Origin of the sequence: Streptomyces sp. NPDC048370, assembly GCF_043200825.1 — a bacterium.
Classification (GTDB): domain Bacteria; phylum Actinomycetota; class Actinomycetes; order Streptomycetales; family Streptomycetaceae; genus Streptomyces.
The window spans coordinates 39,150-59,448 of sequence record NZ_JBICYI010000007.1; the positions used below are offsets into that span (position 1 = coordinate 39,150).

General features: G+C 71.7%; 16 protein-coding genes and 1 other RNA gene. 16 read left to right on the top strand and 1 reads right to left on the bottom strand.

The annotated features are described in order from the left end of the window. The first annotated feature begins 9 nt into the window (after window positions 1-9). The 4 genes from ACGFYP_RS17200 to ACGFYP_RS17215 all read left to right on the top strand — a co-directional run bounded on the left by ACGFYP_RS17200 (window position 10) and on the right by ACGFYP_RS17215 (window position 5,764). Window positions 10-1,692 carry a serine/threonine-protein kinase gene (locus tag ACGFYP_RS17200; protein WP_393493581.1) on the top strand — a complete coding sequence of 561 codons (1,683 nt, stop codon included), beginning with the start codon at window positions 10-12 and terminating at the stop codon, window positions 1,690-1,692. A 107-nt stretch (window positions 1,693-1,799) separates the two neighbouring features. Continuing rightward, on the top strand, window positions 1,800-3,050 hold the full coding sequence (locus ACGFYP_RS17205; protein WP_393493584.1) for a serine/threonine-protein kinase: 1,251 nt from the start codon (window positions 1,800-1,802) through the stop codon (window positions 3,048-3,050). 129 nt (window positions 3,051-3,179) lie between these two features. Next, on the top strand, window positions 3,180-4,283 hold the full coding sequence (prfB, locus tag ACGFYP_RS17210; protein WP_393493587.1) for a peptide chain release factor 2: 1,104 nt from the start codon (window positions 3,180-3,182) through the stop codon (window positions 4,281-4,283). A gap of 524 nt (window positions 4,284-4,807) precedes the next feature. Then, window positions 4,808-5,764, top strand: a complete 957-nt coding sequence (locus ACGFYP_RS17215; protein ID WP_393493589.1) for an LPXTG cell wall anchor domain-containing protein — start codon at window positions 4,808-4,810, stop codon at window positions 5,762-5,764. 160 nt (window positions 5,765-5,924) lie between these two features. On the opposite strand, the gene ACGFYP_RS17220 is transcribed toward ACGFYP_RS17215, so the two are convergent. Next, window positions 5,925-6,110, bottom strand: a complete 186-nt coding sequence (locus tag ACGFYP_RS17220; RefSeq protein ID WP_393493591.1) for a hypothetical protein — start codon at window positions 6,108-6,110, stop codon at window positions 5,925-5,927. A gap of 258 nt (window positions 6,111-6,368) precedes the next feature. Between ACGFYP_RS17220 and ftsE the strand changes: the two genes are divergently transcribed. From ftsE to ACGFYP_RS17280, 12 genes are all read left to right on the top strand, one after another. Then, on the top strand, window positions 6,369-7,058 hold the full coding sequence (gene ftsE, locus ACGFYP_RS17225; protein WP_215071052.1) for a cell division ATP-binding protein FtsE: 690 nt from the start codon (window positions 6,369-6,371) through the stop codon (window positions 7,056-7,058). A 21-nt stretch (window positions 7,059-7,079) separates the two neighbouring features. Next, a complete protein-coding gene (gene ftsX / locus ACGFYP_RS17230) occupies window positions 7,080-7,997 on the top strand; it encodes a permease-like cell division protein FtsX (protein WP_393493595.1) in 918 nt (305 codons plus the stop codon). Between the two features lie 78 nt (window positions 7,998-8,075). Further along, window positions 8,076-9,260, top strand: coding sequence for a S41 family peptidase (locus ACGFYP_RS17235; protein ID WP_393493598.1), 1,185 nt, complete (start codon window positions 8,076-8,078; stop codon window positions 9,258-9,260). A gap of 18 nt (window positions 9,261-9,278) precedes the next feature. Then, window positions 9,279-9,821: an SsrA-binding protein SmpB gene (gene smpB, locus ACGFYP_RS17240; RefSeq protein ID WP_361962538.1), complete on the top strand. Its 543-nt coding sequence runs from the start codon at window positions 9,279-9,281 to the stop codon at window positions 9,819-9,821. 90 nt (window positions 9,822-9,911) lie between these two features. After that, window positions 9,912-10,281: a transfer-messenger RNA gene (ssrA, locus tag ACGFYP_RS17245) on the top strand. 287 nt (window positions 10,282-10,568) lie between these two features. Next, complete coding sequence (locus ACGFYP_RS17250; protein ID WP_361962540.1) at window positions 10,569-11,933, top strand: nitrate/nitrite transporter; 1,365 nt, start codon at window positions 10,569-10,571, stop codon at window positions 11,931-11,933. Between the two features lie 75 nt (window positions 11,934-12,008). Beyond that, window positions 12,009-13,148 carry a uroporphyrinogen-III synthase gene (locus ACGFYP_RS17255; protein WP_393493603.1) on the top strand — a complete coding sequence of 380 codons (1,140 nt, stop codon included), beginning with the start codon at window positions 12,009-12,011 and terminating at the stop codon, window positions 13,146-13,148. A 390-nt stretch (window positions 13,149-13,538) separates the two neighbouring features. Continuing rightward, on the top strand, window positions 13,539-14,093 hold the full coding sequence (locus ACGFYP_RS17260; RefSeq protein ID WP_393493606.1) for an ABATE domain-containing protein: 555 nt from the start codon (window positions 13,539-13,541) through the stop codon (window positions 14,091-14,093). A 117-nt stretch (window positions 14,094-14,210) separates the two neighbouring features. Continuing rightward, on the top strand, window positions 14,211-14,798 hold the full coding sequence (locus tag ACGFYP_RS17265) for a sigma-70 family RNA polymerase sigma factor (protein WP_361962546.1): 588 nt from the start codon (window positions 14,211-14,213) through the stop codon (window positions 14,796-14,798). Beyond that, window positions 14,795-15,724: a zf-HC2 domain-containing protein gene (locus ACGFYP_RS17270; RefSeq protein WP_393493609.1), complete on the top strand. Its 930-nt coding sequence runs from the start codon at window positions 14,795-14,797 to the stop codon at window positions 15,722-15,724. Before ACGFYP_RS17265 ends, ACGFYP_RS17270 begins: the two co-directional genes overlap by 4 nt. An 89-nt stretch (window positions 15,725-15,813) precedes the next feature. Then, window positions 15,814-18,153, top strand: coding sequence for a HelD family protein (locus tag ACGFYP_RS17275; protein WP_393494317.1), 2,340 nt, complete (start codon window positions 15,814-15,816; stop codon window positions 18,151-18,153). Window positions 18,154-18,519: 366 nt separating this feature from the next. Then, complete coding sequence (locus ACGFYP_RS17280; protein WP_393493612.1) at window positions 18,520-19,956, top strand: NAD-dependent malic enzyme; 1,437 nt, start codon at window positions 18,520-18,522, stop codon at window positions 19,954-19,956. Window positions 19,957-20,299: the final 343 nt, after the last annotated feature.

Below are 20,299 nucleotides of genomic sequence, written 5' to 3' on the forward strand. Positions count from 1 at the left end.
GCGCGTGACGTGCGGCCAATCGGCAGCAAGTACCTGCTCGAGGAGCCGCTCGGACGCGGCGCCACGGGCACCGTCTGGCGAGCCCGCCAGCGGGAGGCGGCCGGCGCCGACGCGGCCGTCCAGGGCCAGCCCGGCGAGACCGTGGCGATCAAGGTCCTGAAGGAGGAGCTGGCCAACGACGCGGACATCGTGATGCGCTTCCTGCGCGAGCGGTCCGTGCTGCTCCGGCTCACCCACCCCAACATCGTGCGCACCCGCGACCTGGTCGTCGAGGGCGATGTCCTCGCCCTGGTCATGGACCTCGTCGAGGGCCCGGACCTGCACCGGTACATCCGCGAGAGCGGCCCGCTCACCCCGGTCGCCGCCGCGCTGCTCACCGCGCAGATCGCCGACGCGCTCGCCGCCAGCCACGCCGACGGCGTCGTCCACCGCGACCTGAAGCCCGCCAACGTGCTGCTCGCCGAGCAGGACGGCCAGATGCACCCGATGCTGACGGACTTCGGCATCGCGCGCCTCGCCGACTCCCCGGGCCTGACCCGTACGCACGAGTTCGTCGGTACGCCCGCGTACGTCGCGCCGGAGTCCGCCGAGGGCCGCCCGCAGACCTCCGCCGTCGACATCTACGGCGCGGGCATCCTGCTCTACGAGCTGGTCACCGGCCGTCCTCCGTTCGCCGGCGGCACCGCCCTCGAAGTGCTGCACCGCCACCTCAGCGAGGAGCCGCGGCGCCCCTCGACCGTGCCAGGGCCGCTGTGGACGGTCATAGAGCGCTGCCTGAGCAAGAACCCCGACCACCGGCCGAGCGCCGAGAACCTGGCCCGCGGGCTGCGTACGGTCGCCGCCGGCATCGGCGTGCACTCCACGCCCGCGCAGATCGAGGCCGCCGACGGCGTCGGCGCGCTGCTCGCCCCCGACCCGGCGCCCGCGCCGGTCCCGGGCACCCCCGGCGCGGCCGACCCGACCCAGGTGCTGCCCAGCGGCCAGGGCGGCCACTTCGACCCGGCCGCCCCGACCAGCGTCATGCCCACGAGCGGCCCGGGCAGCGGTCGGATGGGCGGCGCCGACCCGACGGCGGTCCTGCCTCCCGTACCGTCGCAGCCGCCGCAGGTCGCGTCGAACGAGGAGCAGCCGCACCCCTGGCAGAGCCAGCTGGCCGCCGCCCGCGACCGCAACGAGCAGACGCAGGTCCAGTACCTGGACCCGAGCCAGGACCCCCTGCGCCGCCGCCCGCAGCGCCAGCCGCAGCCGCCGCAGCACCAGGCTCCACAGCAGTACCAGCAGCCTCAGCAGCAGCCCCGGTACCAGCAGCAGCCTCCGCCGCAGCAGTACCAGCAGCCCCAGCAGCACCAGCCGCAGCAGTACGCGCGGCCGCAGCAGGCGTACAACCCGCCGCAGCCCGCCCCGCAGGCTCCGCAGCCGCCGGCTCCCCGCGAGCCGCGCCCGCCGCGCCGGCGCGGCGCCAACCCGATGCGGATCCCCGGGCTCGGCTGCCTGAAGGGCTGTCTGTTCTCGGTCGTGCTGTTCATGGTCGCCGGCTGGCTCATCTGGGAGCTCACCCCGCTCCAGAGCTGGATCGCCGAGGGCAAGAGCTACTGGCAGGCCATCGGCGACGGAATCTCGTCCTTCACCGAGTGGGTCTCCGGCCTCGCGGACTCGGGGAGTGGTACTACTACCGGCGGTACGGGGCAGTAGTACTGCCGATTTATCGACTTCCGAGGGGTGATTTCCCTTCGGAGGTGACGACCGGCGGCTGCGGACGCGTAACTTTGACGCGTCCGCCAGCCGCTGAGGGAGCAGTCTTGGCACGGAATATCGGCAGCCGCTACACGGCCCACCAGATCCTCGGTCGGGGCAGCGCCGGCACGGTGTGGCTCGGCGAGGGCCCCGAGGGCCCCGTCGCCATCAAGTTGCTGCGCGAGGACCTGGCCTCGGACCAGGAGCTCGTCGGCCGCTTCGTCCAGGAACGCACCGCCCTGCTCGGTCTCGACCACCCCCGGGTGGTCGCCGTCCGCGACCTCGTCGTCGACGGCAACGACCTGGCGCTCGTCATGGACCTGGTCCGCGGCACCGATCTGCGGACCCGGCTCGACCGCGAGCGCAGGCTCGCCCCCGAGGCCGCCGTCGCGATCATCGCCGACGTCGCCGACGGGCTCGCCGCCGCGCACCGCGCCGGGGTCGTCCACCGGGACGTCAAGCCCGAGAACATCCTGCTCGACATGGAGGGCCCGCTCGGCCCCGGCGGCGCCCACCCGGCGCTCCTCACCGACTTCGGCGTCGCCAAGCTCATCGACACCCCGGGCCGCACCAAGGCGACGCGGATCATCGGCACGCCCGACTACCTCGCCCCGGAGATCGTCGAGGGCCTGCCGCCGCGCGCCGCCGTCGACATCTACGCCCTCGCGACCGTCCTGTACGAGCTCCTCGCCGGCTTCACGCCCTTCGGCGGGGGCCACCCGGGCGCGGTGCTGCGCCGCCACGTCACGGAGACGGTCGTCCCGCTGCCGGGCATCCCCGAGGAGCTGTGGCAGCTGATCGTCCAGTGCCTGGCCAAGGCCCCGGCCTCCCGGCTGCGCGCCTCGGAGCTCGGCAGCAGGCTCCGGGAGTGCCTGCCGCTCCTCGCCGGTCTGCCGCCGCTGGACGTGGACGAGCCCGACGACGCGGAGCAGCAGGCGCAGGAACCGCGCGAGGAGGACCCGTACCCGACGGGCGGCGGCGCGGCCGCCGGAGCGAACGCGCCGCGCCGGGCCGCCGTGCCCCTGGTGCCCGGCGCGTCCCCCGACTCCAACCGGGACACCCACACCTCGATGCGCGTCCCCGCCCCCGACGAGCTCGCGGGCGGCCCCCTGGGCACGGCCCGCGCTCCCCGTCCGTCGGGCGCCCGCCGCCCGGGCTCGGCCCGCCACAAGGCGGAGCAGGTCCGCAAGCGCCGGATCACCCTCTCGATCGCGGCGGTCGTGGTCGCCGGCGCGCTGGGGGTGGGCGGCTACCTGGCGACCGCCGACGAGGCCGACGCACCGCCGCAGGACTCCAAGACGTCGACCCAACCGTAAGGCCCGGCCGCAGGACCCGGCACCAGGGCCCGGCACGCGACCCGGGCCCAGGACCCGGCCCCAGCGCCCGCCGGGGCCTGCCGGGGCCTGGGGGGCGGGGGATTCGCGGCGAGCCGTTACGCTGGACGCGTGGCAGTCGTCGATGTATCCGAAGAGCTGAAGTCCCTCTCCTCGACCATGGGGTCGATCGAGGCCGTCCTGGACCTCGAAAAGCTGAGGGCCGACATCGCCGTGCTCGAAGAGCAGGCCGCGGCCCCGTCCCTGTGGGACGACCCGGAGGCGGCGCAGAAGATCACCAGCAAGCTTTCGCACCTCCAGGCCGAGGTCCGCAAGACCGAGGCCCTGCGCGCCCGGATCGACGACCTCGCGGTGCTCTTCGAGCTCGCCGAGGAGATGGACGACCCGGACACCCGCGTCGAGGCGGAGACGGAGCTCGTCTCCGTCCGCAAGGCGCTGGACGAGATGGAAGTCCGTACGCTCCTCTCCGGCGAGTACGACGAGCGCGAGGCGCTGGTCAACATCCGCGCCGAGGCGGGTGGCGTCGACGCCGCCGACTTCGCGGAGCAGCTCCAGCGCATGTACCTGCGCTGGGCCGAGCGGCACGGCTACGGCACCGAGGTCTACGAGACCTCGTACGCCGAAGAGGCCGGCATCAAGTCGACCACCTTCGTGGTCAAGGCCCCGTACGCGTACGGCACGCTCTCCGTCGAGCAGGGCACGCACCGTCTGGTCCGCATCTCGCCCTTCGACAACCAGGGCCGTCGCCAGACGTCGTTCGCGGGCGTCGAGATCCTGCCGGTCGTCGAGTCCTCGGACCACGTCGAGATCGACGAGTCCGAGCTGCGCGTGGACGTCTACCGCGCGTCCGGCCCCGGCGGCCAGGGCGTCAACACCACGGACTCGGCGGTCCGCATCACGCACCTGCCGACCGGCATCGTGGTCTCCTGCCAGAACGAGCGCTCCCAGATCCAGAACAAGGCGAGCGCCATGAACGTCCTCCAGGCCAAGCTCCTCGAGCGCCAGCGCCAGGAGGAGCGCGCCAGGATGGACGCCCTGAAGGACAGCGGCAGCTCGTGGGGCAACCAGATGCGCTCGTACGTCCTGCACCCGTACCAGATGGTCAAGGACCTCCGTACGGACTTCGAGGTCGGCAACCCGCAGTCGGTCCTCGACGGCGAGATCGACGGCTTCCTGGAGGCGGGCATCCGCTGGCGCAAGCAGCAGGAGAAGTAGCCTTCCGCATCATCACGGCGCCGGGGGGGGGGGGGGGGGGGGGCGGCGGGGCCGGCGGGCGGGGGGGGGGGGGGGGGGGGGGGGGGGGGGGGGGGGGGCGGGGGGCCGCCCCCCGCCCCCCCCGCCCCCCCCCCCCCCCCCCCCCCCCCCCCCCCCCCCCCCCCCCCCCGCCCCCCCCCCCCCCCCCCCCCCCCCCCCCCCGGCGCCGTTTCGTGCGTTCGCGGGCGCAAGGGGGAAGTCGGCATTCCTGACGCTTTGTCGACATGGGAACTGGCCTTGGAGGGCCGGTAGTTCCACGCTTACGTCACAGTTGCATCCCCACATGGTGGGCAACTGGTGATCTTTCGGGCATCGCACGCGCAACGACCTTGACGCGTATGCGGAAACTCGGAAGGGTGACAGGTTGCATGCGTATCTCTGGGGCGTGTGTGAACGGGGGTTGGTTGAGTGTCACACCGCTCCCGATGCCCGAGGCCCCGAGCGCTGCTCCAAAGACTAGATGAGCTACTGGGGGTAGCAGCCAGATGACGAAGAAGACGCGGATCCGTGTAGCGCGCATAGCGGCCGGCGCGGTGATCGCCGCCGGTGCCTCGCTCACCGCGGCGGGTGCCGCTTCGGCCGTGGGTGTGTCCCTCGGCGCCGAGGTGAACGACGGCACGATCGAGGTCCAGGCCGACGTCGACACCAGCCTGGACGGTGGCCAGGACGGCGGCACCGACCCCATCGGCGGCGTTGACGGCGGCACCGACCCGATCGGCGGCGTTGACGGCGGCAACGGGAACGGCGAGAACGGGAACGGCGAGAACGGCAACGCCGGCAACGGGAACGGCGAGAACGGGAACGGTGGCAACGCCGGGAACGGGAACGGCGAGAACGGCAACGGCGAGAACGGCAACGCCGGCAACGGCAACGGCGAGAACGGGAACGGTGGCAACGCCGGGAACGGGAACGGCGAGAACGGCAACGGCGAGAACGGCAACGCCGGCAACGGGAACGGCGAGAACGGGAACGGTGGCAACGCCGGGAACGGGAACGGCGAGAACGGCAACGCCGGCAACGGCAATGGCGGCAACGGGAACGCCGGCAACGGCAATGGCGGGAACGGCAACGCCGGCAACGGCAACGGCGGGAACGGGAACGGCGGCAACGACGGCGGTTCCGAGAACGGCGGGAACGGCAACGGCGGCAACGGCAACGGCGGCAACGGCAACGGTGGCAACGCCACGGGCAGCGCCACCGGTGGCGACGACGCGGGTACCTGCATCGTCGACGTCGACGGTGCCGAGTGCGTGAGCAACAACCCCGACACCGACAACGCCGGCTCGCAGCCCGTCGAGCAGGGCAAGGCCAAGGAGGAGCTGGCGGAGACCGGCGCCGCCGAGACCTCGTTCCTGATCATCGGTGCCGCGACCATGATCGCCGGTGGCATCGGCTTCCGGATGCTGCCGCGTCTGGTCGGCGGTGGCCGCGCCGCCGTCTGAGCGGAGCGTCGCCGCTAGGCCGTAAGGCCGTACAGGCATGAAAGAGAGGGCCGGGGGCGTACCCCCGGCCCTCTCTCCTTGTCCGGCTCGTATGCGGAGCCCTACGCGGGTCCTGCGCCGCTTCTGCGCCGCTTCTGCGAGTGGGTCCTACGAAGTGGTCCTACGCGGTCTGCAGCGCCGCGAGCAGCGCCATCGTGGCCAGCAGGGCGATCACCAGTGCCAGCACCATCGCCGGGGTCAGACCCGTCGACGGGTCCAGTCGCTCCCGGTTCGCGCGGCAGACGGGGCAGCGGCCCTCCGCGACGGGGGCCGCGCAGTTGGCGCACACCAGTCGGTCATACGTCATGCGCTCTCCTCCTCCCGCACAGGGGTCCACACGGGCTTCACACCAAGGACAACGCCCGGTGGCACCCGAGCGTTCCCCCTACCACTGTGCCAGCTCCGAGGCGTTTCGGCGCGCCCCGTCGGATTACACCCGTATCGCAGCCGTTCCGCCCCGAGGGGCGAAAAGGATAAAGCACGCAAGCCGGGACCGCGACTGCGCAGCCCTTCCCCGGTCGCGTAAGGTCGCGCACACCTACTCCCGGCCGACCGTGGTGCATCCGTGATCCGATTCGACAACGTCTCCAAGTCCTATCCGAAGCAGAACCGCCCCGCGCTCCGGGATGTATCCCTGGAGATCGAGAAGGGGGAGTTCGTCTTCCTCGTCGGTTCCTCCGGCTCCGGAAAGTCGACTTTTCTCCGGCTGATCCTGCGCGAGGAGCGCTGCAGCCACGGCCAGGTGCATGTCCTCGGCAAGGACCTCGCCCGGCTGTCCAATTGGAAGGTGCCCCACATGCGGCGCCAGCTCGGGACCGTCTTCCAGGACTTCCGGCTGCTGCCCAACAAGACCGTCGCCGAGAACGTCGCCTTCGCCCAGGAGGTCATCGGCAAGCCGCGCGGCGAGATCCGCAAGGCCGTGCCCCAGGTCCTCGACCTCGTCGGCCTCGGCGGCAAGGAGGACCGGATGCCGGGCGAGCTCTCCGGTGGTGAGCAGCAGCGCGTCGCCATCGCCCGGGCCTTCGTCAACCGGCCCATGCTGCTGATCGCGGACGAGCCCACCGGCAACCTCGACCCGCAGACCTCCGTCGGCATCATGAAACTGCTCGATCGCATCAACAGGACAGGGACCACCGTCGTCATGGCGACCCACGACCAGAACATCGTCGACCAGATGCGCAAGCGCGTCATCGAGCTCGAAAAGGGCCGCCTCGTCCGCGACCAGGCGCGCGGCGTCTACGGATACCAGCACTGAGCAGGTAGGGGATAGAACACCATGCGCGCTCAGTTCGTGCTCTCCGAGATCGGCGTCGGCCTCCGGCGCAATCTCACGATGACCTTCGCCGTCATCGTCTCCGTGGCCCTCTCGCTCGCCCTCTTCGGCGGTGCGCTGCTCATGCGCGAGCAGGTCAGCACGATGAAGGACTACTGGTACGACAAGGTCAACGTCTCCATCTTCCTCTGCAACAAGAACGACGCGGCCACCTCCACCAAGTGCGCCAAGGGCGCGGTGACCGCCCAGCAGAAGGAACAGATCGAGGCCGATCTGAAGAAGATGGACATCGTCGAGACCGTCCACCACGAGACGACCGACGAGGCCTACAAGCACTACAAGGAGCAGTACAGCGACACCGCCATCGCCTCGGTCATCACGCCCGACCAGATGCAGGAGTCGTTCCGGGTCAAGCTGGACGACCCGGAGAAGTACAAGGTCGTCGCCACCGCCTTCGCGGGCCGTGACGGCGTGGAGTCCGTCCAGGACCAGCGCAACATCCTGCAGAACCTCTTCGACCTGATGAACGGCATGAACATCGCCGCCCTCGGCATCATGGGGCTGATGCTGGTCATCGCGCTGATGCTGATCGTCAACACGGTGCGCGTCTCCGCCTTCAGCCGACGGCGCGAGACCGGCATCATGCGGCTGGTCGGCGCCTCCAGCTTCTACATCCAGATGCCGTTCATCATGGAGGCCGCCTTCGCCGGTCTCCTCGGCGGCGCCGTCGCCTGCGTCATGCTCCTGGTCGGCCGGTACTTCCTCATCGACCACGGCATCGCGCTCGCCGACAAGATGCAGCTCGTCAACTTCATCGGCTGGGACGCGGTCCTCGCCAAGCTGCCGCTCGTCATCGCCATCGGTCTGCTGATGCCGGCCCTTGCGGCCTTCGTGGCGTTGCGCAAGTACCTGAAGGTGTGACAAGGACCCCTGTGTCACCCTTGGCGCCGTACGGTCAACCACCGTACGGCGCCATTGCTTTGTCCTAGAGTGAGCGCCATGCCTACCGGCGCCGACCTCTGTATCAGGCCCCGCGGAGTCCTCCGCGGGGCGGCTTTGACGCTGGTCTTCGCCGGAGTGCTCGCGACGGCCGCGGCCACCGGAGCCCTGCCCCGGCAGGAGCCCACCACCGTGAAGCGCGCCCAGCAGGCCGCGGTGCGCGACACCGTCGACCCCGACGACCTCTCCCGCGCCGCCGCCGAGGCGATGGCCGACGGCAAGTCCGGCAAGCAGGCCGCCGAGGAGTTCGTCAGCCGCAGCGGCGACCGCTGGGGCGCGGTGTACGGCAAGGCCGAGTTCGAGGAGTTCGAGCAGGCCCTCGACGGCTCGTACACCGGCGTCGGGCTCTCCGCGCGGAAGGCGGGCGCGGACCGGATCGAGATCTCCCGCGTCCAGACCGGCGGACCCGCCGCCAAGGCCGGACTGCGCGCCGGTGACCGGCTCGTCACCGTCGACGGACGCTCCCTCGCCGGACGCTCCGTCTCCGAGGTCGTCGCCCTGCTGCGCGGCGACGGCGCCGCCCAGGCCGGTTCCACCGTCGCCCTCGGGGTGGAGCGCGGCCGCTCCGCCTGGACCCAGACCCTGACCCGGGCCCGGCTCGCCACCGACGACGTCACCGTGCGGCGCCTCGACGACGGCACGGTACTGATCAAGGTGGCCGCCTTCACCAAGGGCGTGGGCGAGCGGGTACGGGACGCGGTACGGAACGCCCCGGCCGGCGCCGGCGTCCTCCTGGACCTGCGGGGCAACGCGGGCGGCCTGGTCGCCGAGGCCACCGTGGCCGCCTCCGCCTTCCTCGACGGCGGCCTGGTCGCCACGTACGACGTCGACGGCGAGCAGCGGGCCCTGTACGCGCAGAGCGGCGGGGACACCGCGCGGCCCGTGGTGGCGCTGGTCGACGGGGGCACCATGAGCGCCGCGGAGCTGCTCACCGGCGCCCTGAAGGACCGCGGCCGGGCCGTCACCGTCGGCTCGCGCACCTTCGGCAAGGGCTCGGTGCAGATGCCGAGCACCCTGCCCGACGGTTCCGTCGCCGAGCTCACCGTCGGCCACTACCGCACCCCCGCAGGACACGGCGTCGACGGCCTGGGCATCACACCCGACCTCGTCGTCAGCGACAGCACGGGCGAGCGGGCCGAGGAACGGGCGAGAACGGTATTGAGTGGCCTCGGAGGGGGCTCGTAGTGCGAAAATGGCCGCACTATGGCAAAGGGACTCGTGAACGTGCAGGGCAAGCCTGCCAAGAAGAAGGACCCTGAGAAGGCTCCTGAGCGCAAGATCATCGCGCAGAACAAGAAGGCGCGCCACGACTACCACATCATCGACACCTACGAGTGCGGTGTGGTGCTCATGGGCACCGAGGTGAAGTCGCTCCGGATGGGCCGGGCGTCGCTGGTCGACGGCTTCGTCCAGATCGACGGGCACGAGGCGTGGCTGCACAACATCCACGTCCCGGAGTACTTCCAGGGCAGCTGGACCAACCACTCGGCGAAGCGGAAGCGCAAGCTGCTCCTGCACCGCGCCGAGATCGACAAGCTGGAGGCGAAGTCCCAGGAGACGGGACACACGATCGTCCCCCTGGCGCTGTACTTCCTGAACGGCCGGGTGAAGGTCGAGATCGCGCTCGCCAAGGGCAAGAAGGAGTACGACAAGCGGCAGACGCTGCGGGAGAAGCAGGACACCCGCGAGACGAACCGGGCGATCGCGGCGGCGAAGCGACGCCAGCGGGCGTCCCAGGTCGCGTAGGGCCCGTTAAGTCGCTGGCAACCGTACGCGGTCGTCACGTACGATGGGTCACGCACCTCACAGCGGGTGCGCGCTTTGAAAAATCAACATGGGGATGATCGGTTTCGACAGCGGATGTCGAAGCAGGGGAAGCGTGTCGAGGAAGCGGCAATGATCTCGTTAACCATATGTCGCAACCAATAATCGCCAACACCAAGCGCGATTCCTTCGCCCTCGCTGCCTAAGTAGCGACTTGCGAAGTGTCAGCCCGGGGGTGATCCCGACCCGGATCCTGGCATCATCAAGGGATCTAAACTCACCGTCCCGGTCACGGGGACGGTGAGGAAATCAAACAGTGACTGAGCCCGTCGGAGACTTGTCTGCGTGATCTCCGGGGCCGAGAAAATCGCAGCAGACTGCACACGGAGAAGCCCTGATTCTGCACCGTTGGACGCGGGTTCGATTCCCGCCATCTCCACTCATCCCATGTGGGCACGGGCCCGGCAGTCGTCACCGACGACCGCCGGGCCTTTGTCATGCCGGGGCCCGTGGTGCCTGAGGCCTGAGGCCTGAGGCCTGAGGCCTGAGGCCTGGGGCCCGGGGACCTGGGGGCCCGGGGCGCTCACAGCAGGTGTGCAGGTCCGGTGAGAGCTAGGTTCCGTACCCGTCACTTTGCGCCACCGGGCCCGAAACGCGGCTTCCATAGCCTCTGATCGCAGAGGTCCGGAGCATCTGGACGCTCGGGACCCGAAACCGTGGAGGTACGTGATGGGCGGCCGGTGGATCGAACGCTGGGAGCCGGAGGACGACACCTTCTGGCGTGAACAAGGAGAGCGGATCGCCCGGCGCAATCTGCTCTTCTCCGTGCTCTCCGAGCACATCGGGTTCTCCGTCTGGAGCCTCTGGTCCGTGATGGTCCTCTTCATGGGGCCGCAGTACGGGGTCGACCCGGCGGGCAAGTTCTTCCTGATCGCGACCGCCACCTTCGTCGGCGCGCTCATCCGCGTCCCGTACACCTTCGCCGTCGCCCGCTTCGGCGGCCGGAACTGGACGATCGTCAGCGCGCTGCTGCTCCTCCTGCCGACGGGCGTCGCCTACGCGGTGATGGAGCCGGGCACCTCGTACGGCACCTTCCTGCTGGTCGCCGCGCTCACCGGCGTCGGCGGCGGCAACTTCGCCTCCTCCATGACCAACATCAACGCCTTCTTCCCGCTGCGGAAGAAGGGCTGGGCGCTCGGCCTCAACGCGGGCGGCGGCAACATCGGCGTCCCCGTCGTCCAGCTCGTCGGCCTGCTCGTCATCGGCACCGCCGGCGCACTGCACCCGCGGATCGTCCTCGGCGTCTACATCCCGCTCATCGTCGTCGCCGCCGTGTGCTCGGCGCTCTTCATGGACAACCTCGCGCCGGTGAAGAACGACACCGGAGCGGTCAAGGAAGCCGTGGCGGCCAAGCACACCTGGATCATGGCCTTCCTCTACATCGGCACCTTCGGCTCCTTCATCGGCTACAGCTTCGCCTTCGGGCTCGTGCTGCAGACCCAGTTCGGGCGCACCCCGCTCCAGGCCGCCTCGCTCACCTTCATCGGCCCGCTCCTCGGCTCGCTGATCCGGCCCGTCGGCGGCTCGCTCGCCGACCGGTACGGCGGCGCCCGGATCACGCTGTGGACGTTCGCGGCCATGGCCGTGTCCACCGGGGTCGTGGTCTACGCCTCGGTCGTCGAGTCCCTCACCGTCTTCCTCGTCGGCTTCATCGGGCTCTTCGTCCTCAGCGGCCTCGGCAACGGCTCCACGTACAAGATGATCCCCGCGATCTTCCTCGCGCAGGGGCACCGCCGGGGGCTCGCGGGCGAGGCGGCGGAGTCGTACGGCCGCAGGCTCTCCGGGGCCTCCATGGGGCTGATCGGGGCCGTGGGCGCGCTCGGCGGGCTCGGCATCAACCTGGCCTTCCGGCAGTCCTTCCAGACCGCCGGCACCGGCACCGGGGCCTTCGTCGCCTTCCTGCTCTTCTACGCGGCCTGCATGGCCGTGACCTGGGCGGTATACCTTCGCCGGCCTGCGGTCGTACCGGACACGGCCGAGGGTGCAGAGGGCGCCGAGGAGAAGACCCGGCAGCTCGGTTACGCCGAGGTGTGATCCGGAGTGGTCCGTAACGGGCAGGAAATCCAGGTGAACCGCATCCGTCACGCATCGCCGTCAGGCTCGGGCGTCATGTACGAGCAAGAGCAGGGGCCCCTCGCGGGGTTCACCGTGGGGGTCACCGCGGCACGGCGCGCGGACGAGCTGGGCGCGCTGCTGCGGCGCCGGGGGGCGGCCGTGGTCCACGGTCCTGCGCTGCGGATCGTGCCGCTCGCCGACGACACGGAACTGCTCGCCGCGACGAAGGAACTCATCGACCACGCGCCGGACGTCGTCGTCGCCACGACGGCGATCGGCTTCCGGGGCTGGATCGAGGCGGCGGACGGCTGGGGCCACGGCGAGGAACTCCTGGACTGCCTCCGGGGCGTGGAGCTGCTCGCCCGCGGCCCCAAGGTCAAGGGCGCGGTACGGGCGGCCGGGCTCACGGAGTCGTGGTCGCCGTCGTCGGAGTCCATGGCCGAGGTGCTCGACCGGCTGCTCGCCGAGGGGGTGGCCGGGCGGCGGATCGCGCTCCAGCTGCACGGGGAGCCGCTGCCGGGGTTCGTGGAGGCGCTGACGGCGGGCGGCGCCGAGGTCGTCGTCGTACCGGTCTACCGGTGGATGCCGCCCGAGGACATCGGTCCGCTCGACCGGCTCCTGGACGGGGTCCTGGCGGGCTCCCTGGACGCGGTGACCTTCACCAGCGCCCCGGCCGCCGCCTCGCTGATGTCCCGGGCGGAGCACCGGGGCGTGCTGCCCCGGCTCCTCGAAGCGCTGCGGCACGAGGTGCTGACGGTGTGCGTGGGGCCGGTGACCGCGCTGCCGCTCCAGGCACACGGCATCGACACCCTCCAGCCCGAGCGCTTCCGGCTCGGCCCGCTGGTGCAGCTGCTCTGCCAGGAGCTGCCCACCCGGGCGCGCAGCCTGCCGGTGGCCGGCCACCGGATCGAGATCCGCGGCCACGCGGTCCTCGTCGACGGCGCCCTGCGCCCTGTCCCGCCGGCCGGGATGGCCCTGCTCGCCACCCTGGCCCGACGCCCCGGCTGGGTCGTCTCCCGCGCCGACCTGCTCCGCGCCCTGCCCGGCATGGGCCGGGACGAACACGCGGTGGAGACGGCGATGGCCCGCCTCCGCACGGCCCTCGGCACCCCGAAGCTGATCCAGACGGTCGTCAAACGCGGCTACCGGCTGGCACTCGACCCGGTGTCGGACACGAAGTACGCGGACGGGTAGGGGGCGGGCTCCCGGGGGCCCGGGCTCCCGGGCTCGTGGGTCGCGGCCTCCCGGCCTCCCGGCCTCCCGGCCTCCCGGCCTCCCGGTCTCCGGCCTCCCGGACCCCGGCCTCGCGGGCTCCGGCCTCCCGGACCCCGGCCTCGCGGGCTCCGGCCTCCCGGGCTCCGGGCTCCCGGGCTCCCCAGCTCGCGGTCTCCCGGACTCGGCCGACCGCCTCGGGCCTCGCGGCGCGGGCCGCGCCGCGGCGGCTCGGGCGTGCGGCGCCCGTGACGGATCGGCACCCCCGACGGATCTCCCTGACGACCCTCCGCCAGAGGGGTAGCCGGACCCGCCCCGGCTCGGCACTCTGGTCGGGACGACTGCTTCCGATCGCGAGGTGGTGACAGGGGCATGACCGTACGGTTCGAGTCCGGCCGGATCAGCCTGGACCTGGCCGCCCAACCGCTCGGTGATCCCCGGGCGCTCGACCACTTCCTGCGCGCCGCGGGACTCGTCCCCGCCGCCACCCCGCTCCGCGGGATCGACGCCCTCTGGGTCGTACGCTTCCGCGAACTGCGCGACTGCGTCGGTGAACTGGCGCACGCCCAGCTCGACGGCCGCCGCGCGGCCGACCGGGCCCTGGAACGGCTCAACGCCCTCGCCGCCGCCTCCCCGCCACCCGCGCCCCGCGCCGTACGCACGGAAACCGGGGGACTCGTCCGCGCGTTGTACGCCGAGCCCGACTGCCGCGCCCTGCTCGCCGCCGTCGCCAGGGACGCCGTCGACCTGCTCACCGACCCCACCGCCCGCGCCCTGCTTCGCCGTTGCGAGCGCGACGACTGCCGCCGCTGCTACCTCGACACCTCGCGCGGGCGCCGTCGCCGCTGGTGCTCCAGCGAGGCGTGCGGCAACCGCGAGCGCGTTGCCCGGCATCGGGCAGCCCGGAGGGCCGGAACGCCCGCCTGACCGGCCCTCGGGGCGGTGGTGAGGCATCCCCGAAAAAACTTCGCGCGCCGTTGAGTCGAACCCGCACCCCGCTCCGTACCCCTGCACGACAACAGGGACTCGACCGGGGAGGTTCAGGTGCGCAAGGATGCGGCCGTGGCCGATGAACGTCCGCATCGGGCCCGGCATCGCAGCGAGGCGCCGAGGGGCAACCCCGACGTCCCCGACGAGGAGTTGATGCGTGCTCTCTACCGCGAACATGCCGGGCCCCTGCTCGCCTACGTACTACGCCTCGTCGCCGGCGACCGCCAGCGTGCCGAGGACGTCGTGCAGGAGACGCTCATCCGTGCCTGGAAGAACGCCGGCGCGCTCAACCGGGCGACCGGCTCCGTCCGACCTTGGCTGGTGACGGTTGCCCGGCGCATCGTCATCGACGGGCACCGAAGCCGGCAGGCCCGGCCGCAGGAGGTCGACCCGTCACCGCTCGAGGTCCTGCCCGCGGAGGACGAGATCGACAAGGCGCTCTGGCTGATGACGCTCTCTGACGCGCTCGACGATTTGACCCCCGCCCACCGGGAAGTGTTGGTCGAGACCTACTTCAAGGGGCGTACGGTCAACGAGGCGGCCGAGACCCTCGGCATACCCGCAGGGACCGTGCGTTCCCGGGTGTTCTACGCACTGCGTTCGATGAAGCTCGCGCTGGAGGAGAGGGGGGTATCGGCATGAGCAACGACATGACACCGCCGCACGACGCGGCGGGCGCGTACGTGCTGGGCATCCTGGACGACGTCGACGCCGCCGCCTTCGAGGCGCACCTGGTGAACTGCGAACTCTGCGCCGCGCACGTGGAGGAGTTCGCCGGCATGGAGCCGATGCTCGCCATGCTCGCGGATGCCGGGGCCCCGGGCTCCGCCCGACGGTCGGCCCCCGACCCGTACGGGGCCCCCGACCCCTACGCGAGCCCCGACCCGTACGCGAGCCCCGACCCGTACGGGGACGAGGCCTTCGACGCCTTCGCGCCCAGGCCGCCCGCGCCCCCGGCCCCGCCGGGCCCGGGCCGCGCCCCCGGCGAACCCGTCGGCCTCAGGGCCGTCGCCGACCCGCCCGGACCCCAGCTGCTCGACCGGCTCATCGACGAGGTCGGAGCCAAGCGCGCCCGCTCGCGCCGCCGCTCCTTCTACCTCGTCGCGGCCGCCGCCGTCCTCGTCGTCGGCGGTCCCGCCGTCGCCGTCGTCGCCACTTCGGGCGGCGACAAGGACCACCGGGCGATCGAGCCGCACCCCACCAGCCCGGCCGAGGACGCCTTCTTCAACCACATGGACGAGAAGATCCACGCCACCGACCCGACGACCAAGGTCAGCGCCACCGTCGGCATGGAGAAGAAGGGCTGGGGCACCCACACCGTCCTGGAGCTCAAGAACGTCAAGGGCCCCCTGAAGTGCCGGCTCGTCGCCGTCTCCAAGAGCGGCGAGGAGGAGACCGTGACCTCCTGGGCCGTGCCGAAGTGGGGGTACGGCATCCCCGGCGCGACCCAGGAGTCCGCCAAGAACCCGCTGTACGTCCACGGCGGCTCGGCCATGGACCGCAACGACATCGACCACTTCGAGGTGCGGACCTTCGACGGCGAACGCCTCGTGGAGGTCGAGGCCTGACATTTTGCCCCCCTGTGGCGTACGCTCGACGGCTGCCCAGTGCACGTCAGAAGGGGGCCTCAGTGGCCGCGCAGGAAGCCGTGGAGGCCATGGCCGCCATGGACGCCACCGATACGGTCCGCGACCGTGAGATCGGTGTCGAGCAGGAACATCTGGACAAGGTCTACCGCCGCCTCGAGGAGAAGATCCACGAGGCGGAGTTCCTGATGAACGACGCCGCCAAACGCGGCCAGGTCGGCACCCCGGGCGCGCTCGCGGAGCGGGACGCCCAGGTGTTCCGGGCCGGCGTGCACCTGAACCGGCTCAACAACGAGTTCGAGGACTTCCTCTTCGGCCGCATCGACCTGCTGTACGGCAAGGACGGCAAGAAGGGCCCCGACGGCGCGTACACCTCCGTCGAGCCCGCGGAGGACGCCGTACGGCCCGACAACACGGCCGAGATCGGCGAGACCCTCCACATCGGCCGGATCGGCGTCCTGGACTCCGACTACGCGCCGCTCGTCATCGACTGGCGGGCGCCGGCCGCCGCGCCCTTCTACCGCTCCACGCCGGTCGACCCCGGCCGCGTGGTGCGTCGGCGCGTCATCCGCTCCAAGGGCCGCAAGGTCCTCGGCGTCGAGGACGACCTGATGCGCCCGGAGCTGACCGCGACCCTCGACGGGCGCGCGCTGCCGGTGATCGGCGACGGCGCCCTGATGGCCGCGCTCGGCCAGGCCCGCAGCCACACCATGCGGGACATCGTCTCCAGCATCCAGGCCGAGCAGGACCTCGTCATCCGCGCGCCCGCCGCCTCGATCACGTACGTCGAGGGCGGCCCGGGCACCGGGAAGACGGCGGTCGCCCTGCACCGGGCGGCCTACCTGCTCTACCAGGACCGGCGCCGGTACGCGGGCGGCATCCTGATCGTCTCCCCGACGCCGCTGCTCGTCTCGTACACCGAGGGTGTGCTGCCCTCGCTCGGCGAGGAGGGCCAGGTCGCCATCCGCGCCCTCGGCTCGCTCGTGGACGGCGTGGAGGCCACCACGTACGACGAACCGGCCGTCGCCCGCGTCAAGGGCTCCTCCCGCATGCTCGCCGTGCTGCGCAAGGCGGCCCGCGGGGCCCTGGAGACCCCGGCGCCCAGGGCCCAGGCCCAGCTGGCTCTCGGCGAGGAGGAGGCCGCCCCGGCCCCCGCCGGCACCCCCACCCGCCTCCGGGTCGTCGCCTTCGGCCGCCGCCTGGAGCTGGAGGGCGACGAGCTCCAACGCATCCGGCACAACGTCCTCGGCGGCACCGCGCCCGTCAACCTCCTGCGCCCGCGCGCCCGCAAGCTGCTGCTCGACGCCCTGTACGCCAAGTCCGGCGCCGCCGGGCGGCACAGCGATCCCGAGCTCGCCGCCGAGCTGCGCTCCTCCTTCGACGAGGACGTCTCCACCGAGGACTCCTTCCTCGGCTTCCTCGACGCCTGGTGGCCCGAGCTGACCCCCCGCCAGGTCCTCGACGCGATGGGCGACGAGAAGCGCCTCGGCCGCTGGGCCCGGCGCGTGCTCAACCCCGGCGAGGTCCGCCGGCTCGCCCGCTCGCTGCGCCGCGACGGCCTCTCCGTGCACGACGTGGCGCTCCTCGACGAGCTGCACACCCTCCTCGGCACCCCGGCCAGGCCGCGCAAGAAGCGGGAGTACGACCCGCTGGACCAGCTGACGGGCCTTGAGGAGCTGATGCCCGTACGGGAGGAGACGCAGCGCGAGCGGGCCGAGCGGCTCGCGGCGGAGCGCACCGAGTACGCGCACGTCATCGTCGACGAGGCCCAGGACCTCACGCCCATGCAGTGGCGGATGGTCGGGCGGCGCGGCAGGACGGCGACCTGGACGGTCGTCGGCGACCCGGCGCAGTCCTCCTGGTCCAGCCCGGACGAGGCCGCAGAGGCCCGCGACGAGGCGCTGGGCCGCCGCCCGCGCCGCCACTTCGAGCTGACCGTGAACTACCGCAACCCGGCCGAGATCGCCGAACTGGCCGCCAAGGTGCTCGCCCTCGCCATGCCCGGCAAGGAGTCACCGCGCGCGGTCCGCTCGACCGGCGTGGAGCCCCGGTTCGTGGCGCTGCCCGGCAAGGACGATCTGGCCGAAACCGTACGGGCGGAGGCGCGCCGGCTGCTCGAACGGGTGGACGGGACGGTCGGTGTCGTGGTCGCCATGAACCGCCGCGAGCAGGCCGCCGGTTGGCTGGCCGAGCTCGGTGACCGGGTGGTGGCGCTGGGCTCGCTGGAGGCCAAGGGCCTGGAGTACGACGCCACCGTGGTCGTCTCGCCCGCGGAGATCGCGGACGAGTCCCCGGCCGGCCTGCGGGTCCTGTACGTGGCGCTGACCCGGGCGACCCAGCAGCTGACGGTGGTCTCCGGCGCCCGTGACGTACCGGACGAGGCAGGGGTCCCCGACCTGCTCCGGGACTGATTTCAGGTCAACCTGCGTCGCAGGAATCACTTACCAGGGTGGTTTGTTAGCCTGTCTATGGCACCGGCTCGATCCAAGCCCCCGGGCCCAACCTTCGTCCCTTAGAGGGACCACTTGCCGCGAGGCGAGCATGGCGGGTCGGTGCCACCTTGTACGTACATACAGAAGAGGCCCGCGTCACCCCAGGGTGATCGCGGGCCTCTTCTGTTTCCCCGCAGGTTCTCGTATGGTGGAAACTACTTTCCGAAAACGAAATGACCGCATTACCTGCTACCGGCGGGTAGGTGCGACGATCGGAGGGCGCCGCCGGGCAACCAGCCGGGGCGGCGTAGCAACGAAGCTCAGGGAAAGCAGAGGAACTCGGCCATGGCAACGGCGCCCAGCGTCTCGTACTCGATGACGGTCCGGCTGGAGGTTCCCGCCAGCGGAACCGCGGTCTCCCAGCTCACCACGGCGGTGGAGTCCCACGGCGGTTCCGTCACCGGCCTCGACGTGACCGCCTCCGGCCACGAGAAGCTCCGGATCGACGTCACCATCGCCGCGACCTCGACCGCGCACGCCGACGAGATCGTCGCGCAGCTGCGCACCATCGAGGGCGTCACCCTCGGCAAGGTCTCGGACCGTACGTTCCTGATGCACCTCGGCGGCAAGATCGAGATGGCGTCCAAGCACCCCATCCGCAACCGTGACGACCTCTCCATGATCTACACCCCGGGCGTGGCCCGCGTGTGCATGGCGATCGCCGAGAACCCCGAGGACGCCCGTCGCCTCACCATCAAGCGCAACTCCGTCGCAGTCGTGACGGACGGCTCCGCCGTCCTCGGCCTCGGCAACATCGGCCCCAAGGCCGCCCTGCCCGTCATGGAGGGCAAGGCGGCCCTCTTCAAGCGCTTCGCCGGCATCGACGCCTGGCCGATCTGCCTGGACACCCAGGACACCGACGCCATCGTCGAGATCGTCAAGGCGATCGCCCCCGGCTTCGCGGGCATCAACCTGGAGGACATCTCCGCCCCCCGCTGCTTCGAGATCGAGGCCCGGCTGCGCGAGGCCCTCGACATCCCGGTCTTCCACGACGACCAGCACGGCACCGCGATCGTCGTCCTCGCCGCCCTCACCAACGCGCTGCGCGTCGTCGGCAAGAGTGTCGGAGACGTACGGGTCGTCATGTCCGGCGCGGGCGCCGCCGGTACGGCCATCCTGAAGCTGCTCATCGCCGCGGGCGTCAAGCACGCCGTCGTCGCCGACATCCACGGCGTCGTCCACGCCGGCCGCGAGGACCTCGTCGAGGCCGCCCCCGGCACCCCGCTGCGCTGGATCGCCGACAACACCAACCCCGAGGGCGTCACCGGCACCCTCAAGGAGGCCGTGGTCGGCGCGGACGTCTTCATCGGCGTCTCGGCCCCGAACCTGCTCGGCGCGGACGACGTCGCCGCCATGGCGGACGACGCGATCGTGTTCGCGCTCGCGAATCCGGACCCCGAGGTCGACCCTGCGATCGCCCGTCAGACGGCCGCCGTCGTCGCCACGGGACGCTCGGACTTCCCCAACCAGATCAACAACGTGCTGGTCTTCCCGGGTGTCTTCCGCGGCCTCCTCGACGCGCAGTCCCGCACGGTCAACACGGAGATGATGCTCGCGGCCGCCGCCGCGCTCGCCGACGTCGTCACCGAGGGCGAGCTGAACCCGAACTACATCATCCCCTCGGTCTTCAACGACAAGGTCGCCCCCGCGGTGGCGGGCGCCGTGCGCACGGCGGCGAAGGCCGCGGGCGCGGGTGCCGACAACGGGACGAACGGGCTCTGACGGAGCCCCGTCCGGAGGGCTCCGAGGGACCCGTCCGGAGGGCTCCGAGGGAGCCCTCCAGGGGCCGCGTGGGGCGGCGGTGGGGCCGACCGGCCCCATGTCCGCCCCGCACACGGCGCGTCGCGGGTCGCCTCGCCCCAAACCCGCCTTTAGGGTGGCCCTTCGGCTCCAAAGAGTTTCCGCGGAGTCGACGGAACGTCACCATGCCAGTGGCCGTGGCGCTTTTCGTGTGACCCCAGAGGGTGCCGGATTGGCGTTCCCGCCGCTGGTGGGGGCAGGATGCCTATTCGGGCGCGAGGGTCTGTCAGCAGACCCGGGTCCGGGGACTGTCCGAGGGCCCTGG

Excerpts from the sequence above, each read along its gene's own strand:
- ACGFYP_RS17215 (WP_393493589.1), top strand. The coding sequence starts at position 4,808 with ATGACGAAGAAGACGCGGATCCGTGTAGCGCGCATAGCGGCCGGCGCG.
- ACGFYP_RS17220 (WP_393493591.1), bottom strand. The coding sequence starts at position 6,110 with ATGACGTATGACCGACTGGTGTGCGCCAACTGCGCGGCCCCCGTCGCG.
- ftsX (WP_393493595.1), top strand. The coding sequence starts at position 7,080 with ATGCGCGCTCAGTTCGTGCTCTCCGAGATCGGCGTCGGCCTCCGGCGC.
- ACGFYP_RS17235 (WP_393493598.1), top strand. The coding sequence starts at position 8,076 with ATGCCTACCGGCGCCGACCTCTGTATCAGGCCCCGCGGAGTCCTCCGC.
- smpB (WP_361962538.1), top strand. The coding sequence starts at position 9,279 with ATGGCAAAGGGACTCGTGAACGTGCAGGGCAAGCCTGCCAAGAAGAAG.
- ACGFYP_RS17250 (WP_361962540.1), top strand. The coding sequence starts at position 10,569 with ATGGGCGGCCGGTGGATCGAACGCTGGGAGCCGGAGGACGACACCTTC.
- ACGFYP_RS17255 (WP_393493603.1), top strand. The coding sequence starts at position 12,009 with ATGTACGAGCAAGAGCAGGGGCCCCTCGCGGGGTTCACCGTGGGGGTC.
- ACGFYP_RS17260 (WP_393493606.1), top strand. The coding sequence starts at position 13,539 with ATGACCGTACGGTTCGAGTCCGGCCGGATCAGCCTGGACCTGGCCGCC.
- ACGFYP_RS17270 (WP_393493609.1), top strand. The coding sequence starts at position 14,795 with ATGAGCAACGACATGACACCGCCGCACGACGCGGCGGGCGCGTACGTG.
- ACGFYP_RS17275 (WP_393494317.1), top strand. The coding sequence starts at position 15,814 with ATGGCCGCCATGGACGCCACCGATACGGTCCGCGACCGTGAGATCGGT.
- ACGFYP_RS17280 (WP_393493612.1), top strand. The coding sequence starts at position 18,520 with ATGGCAACGGCGCCCAGCGTCTCGTACTCGATGACGGTCCGGCTGGAG.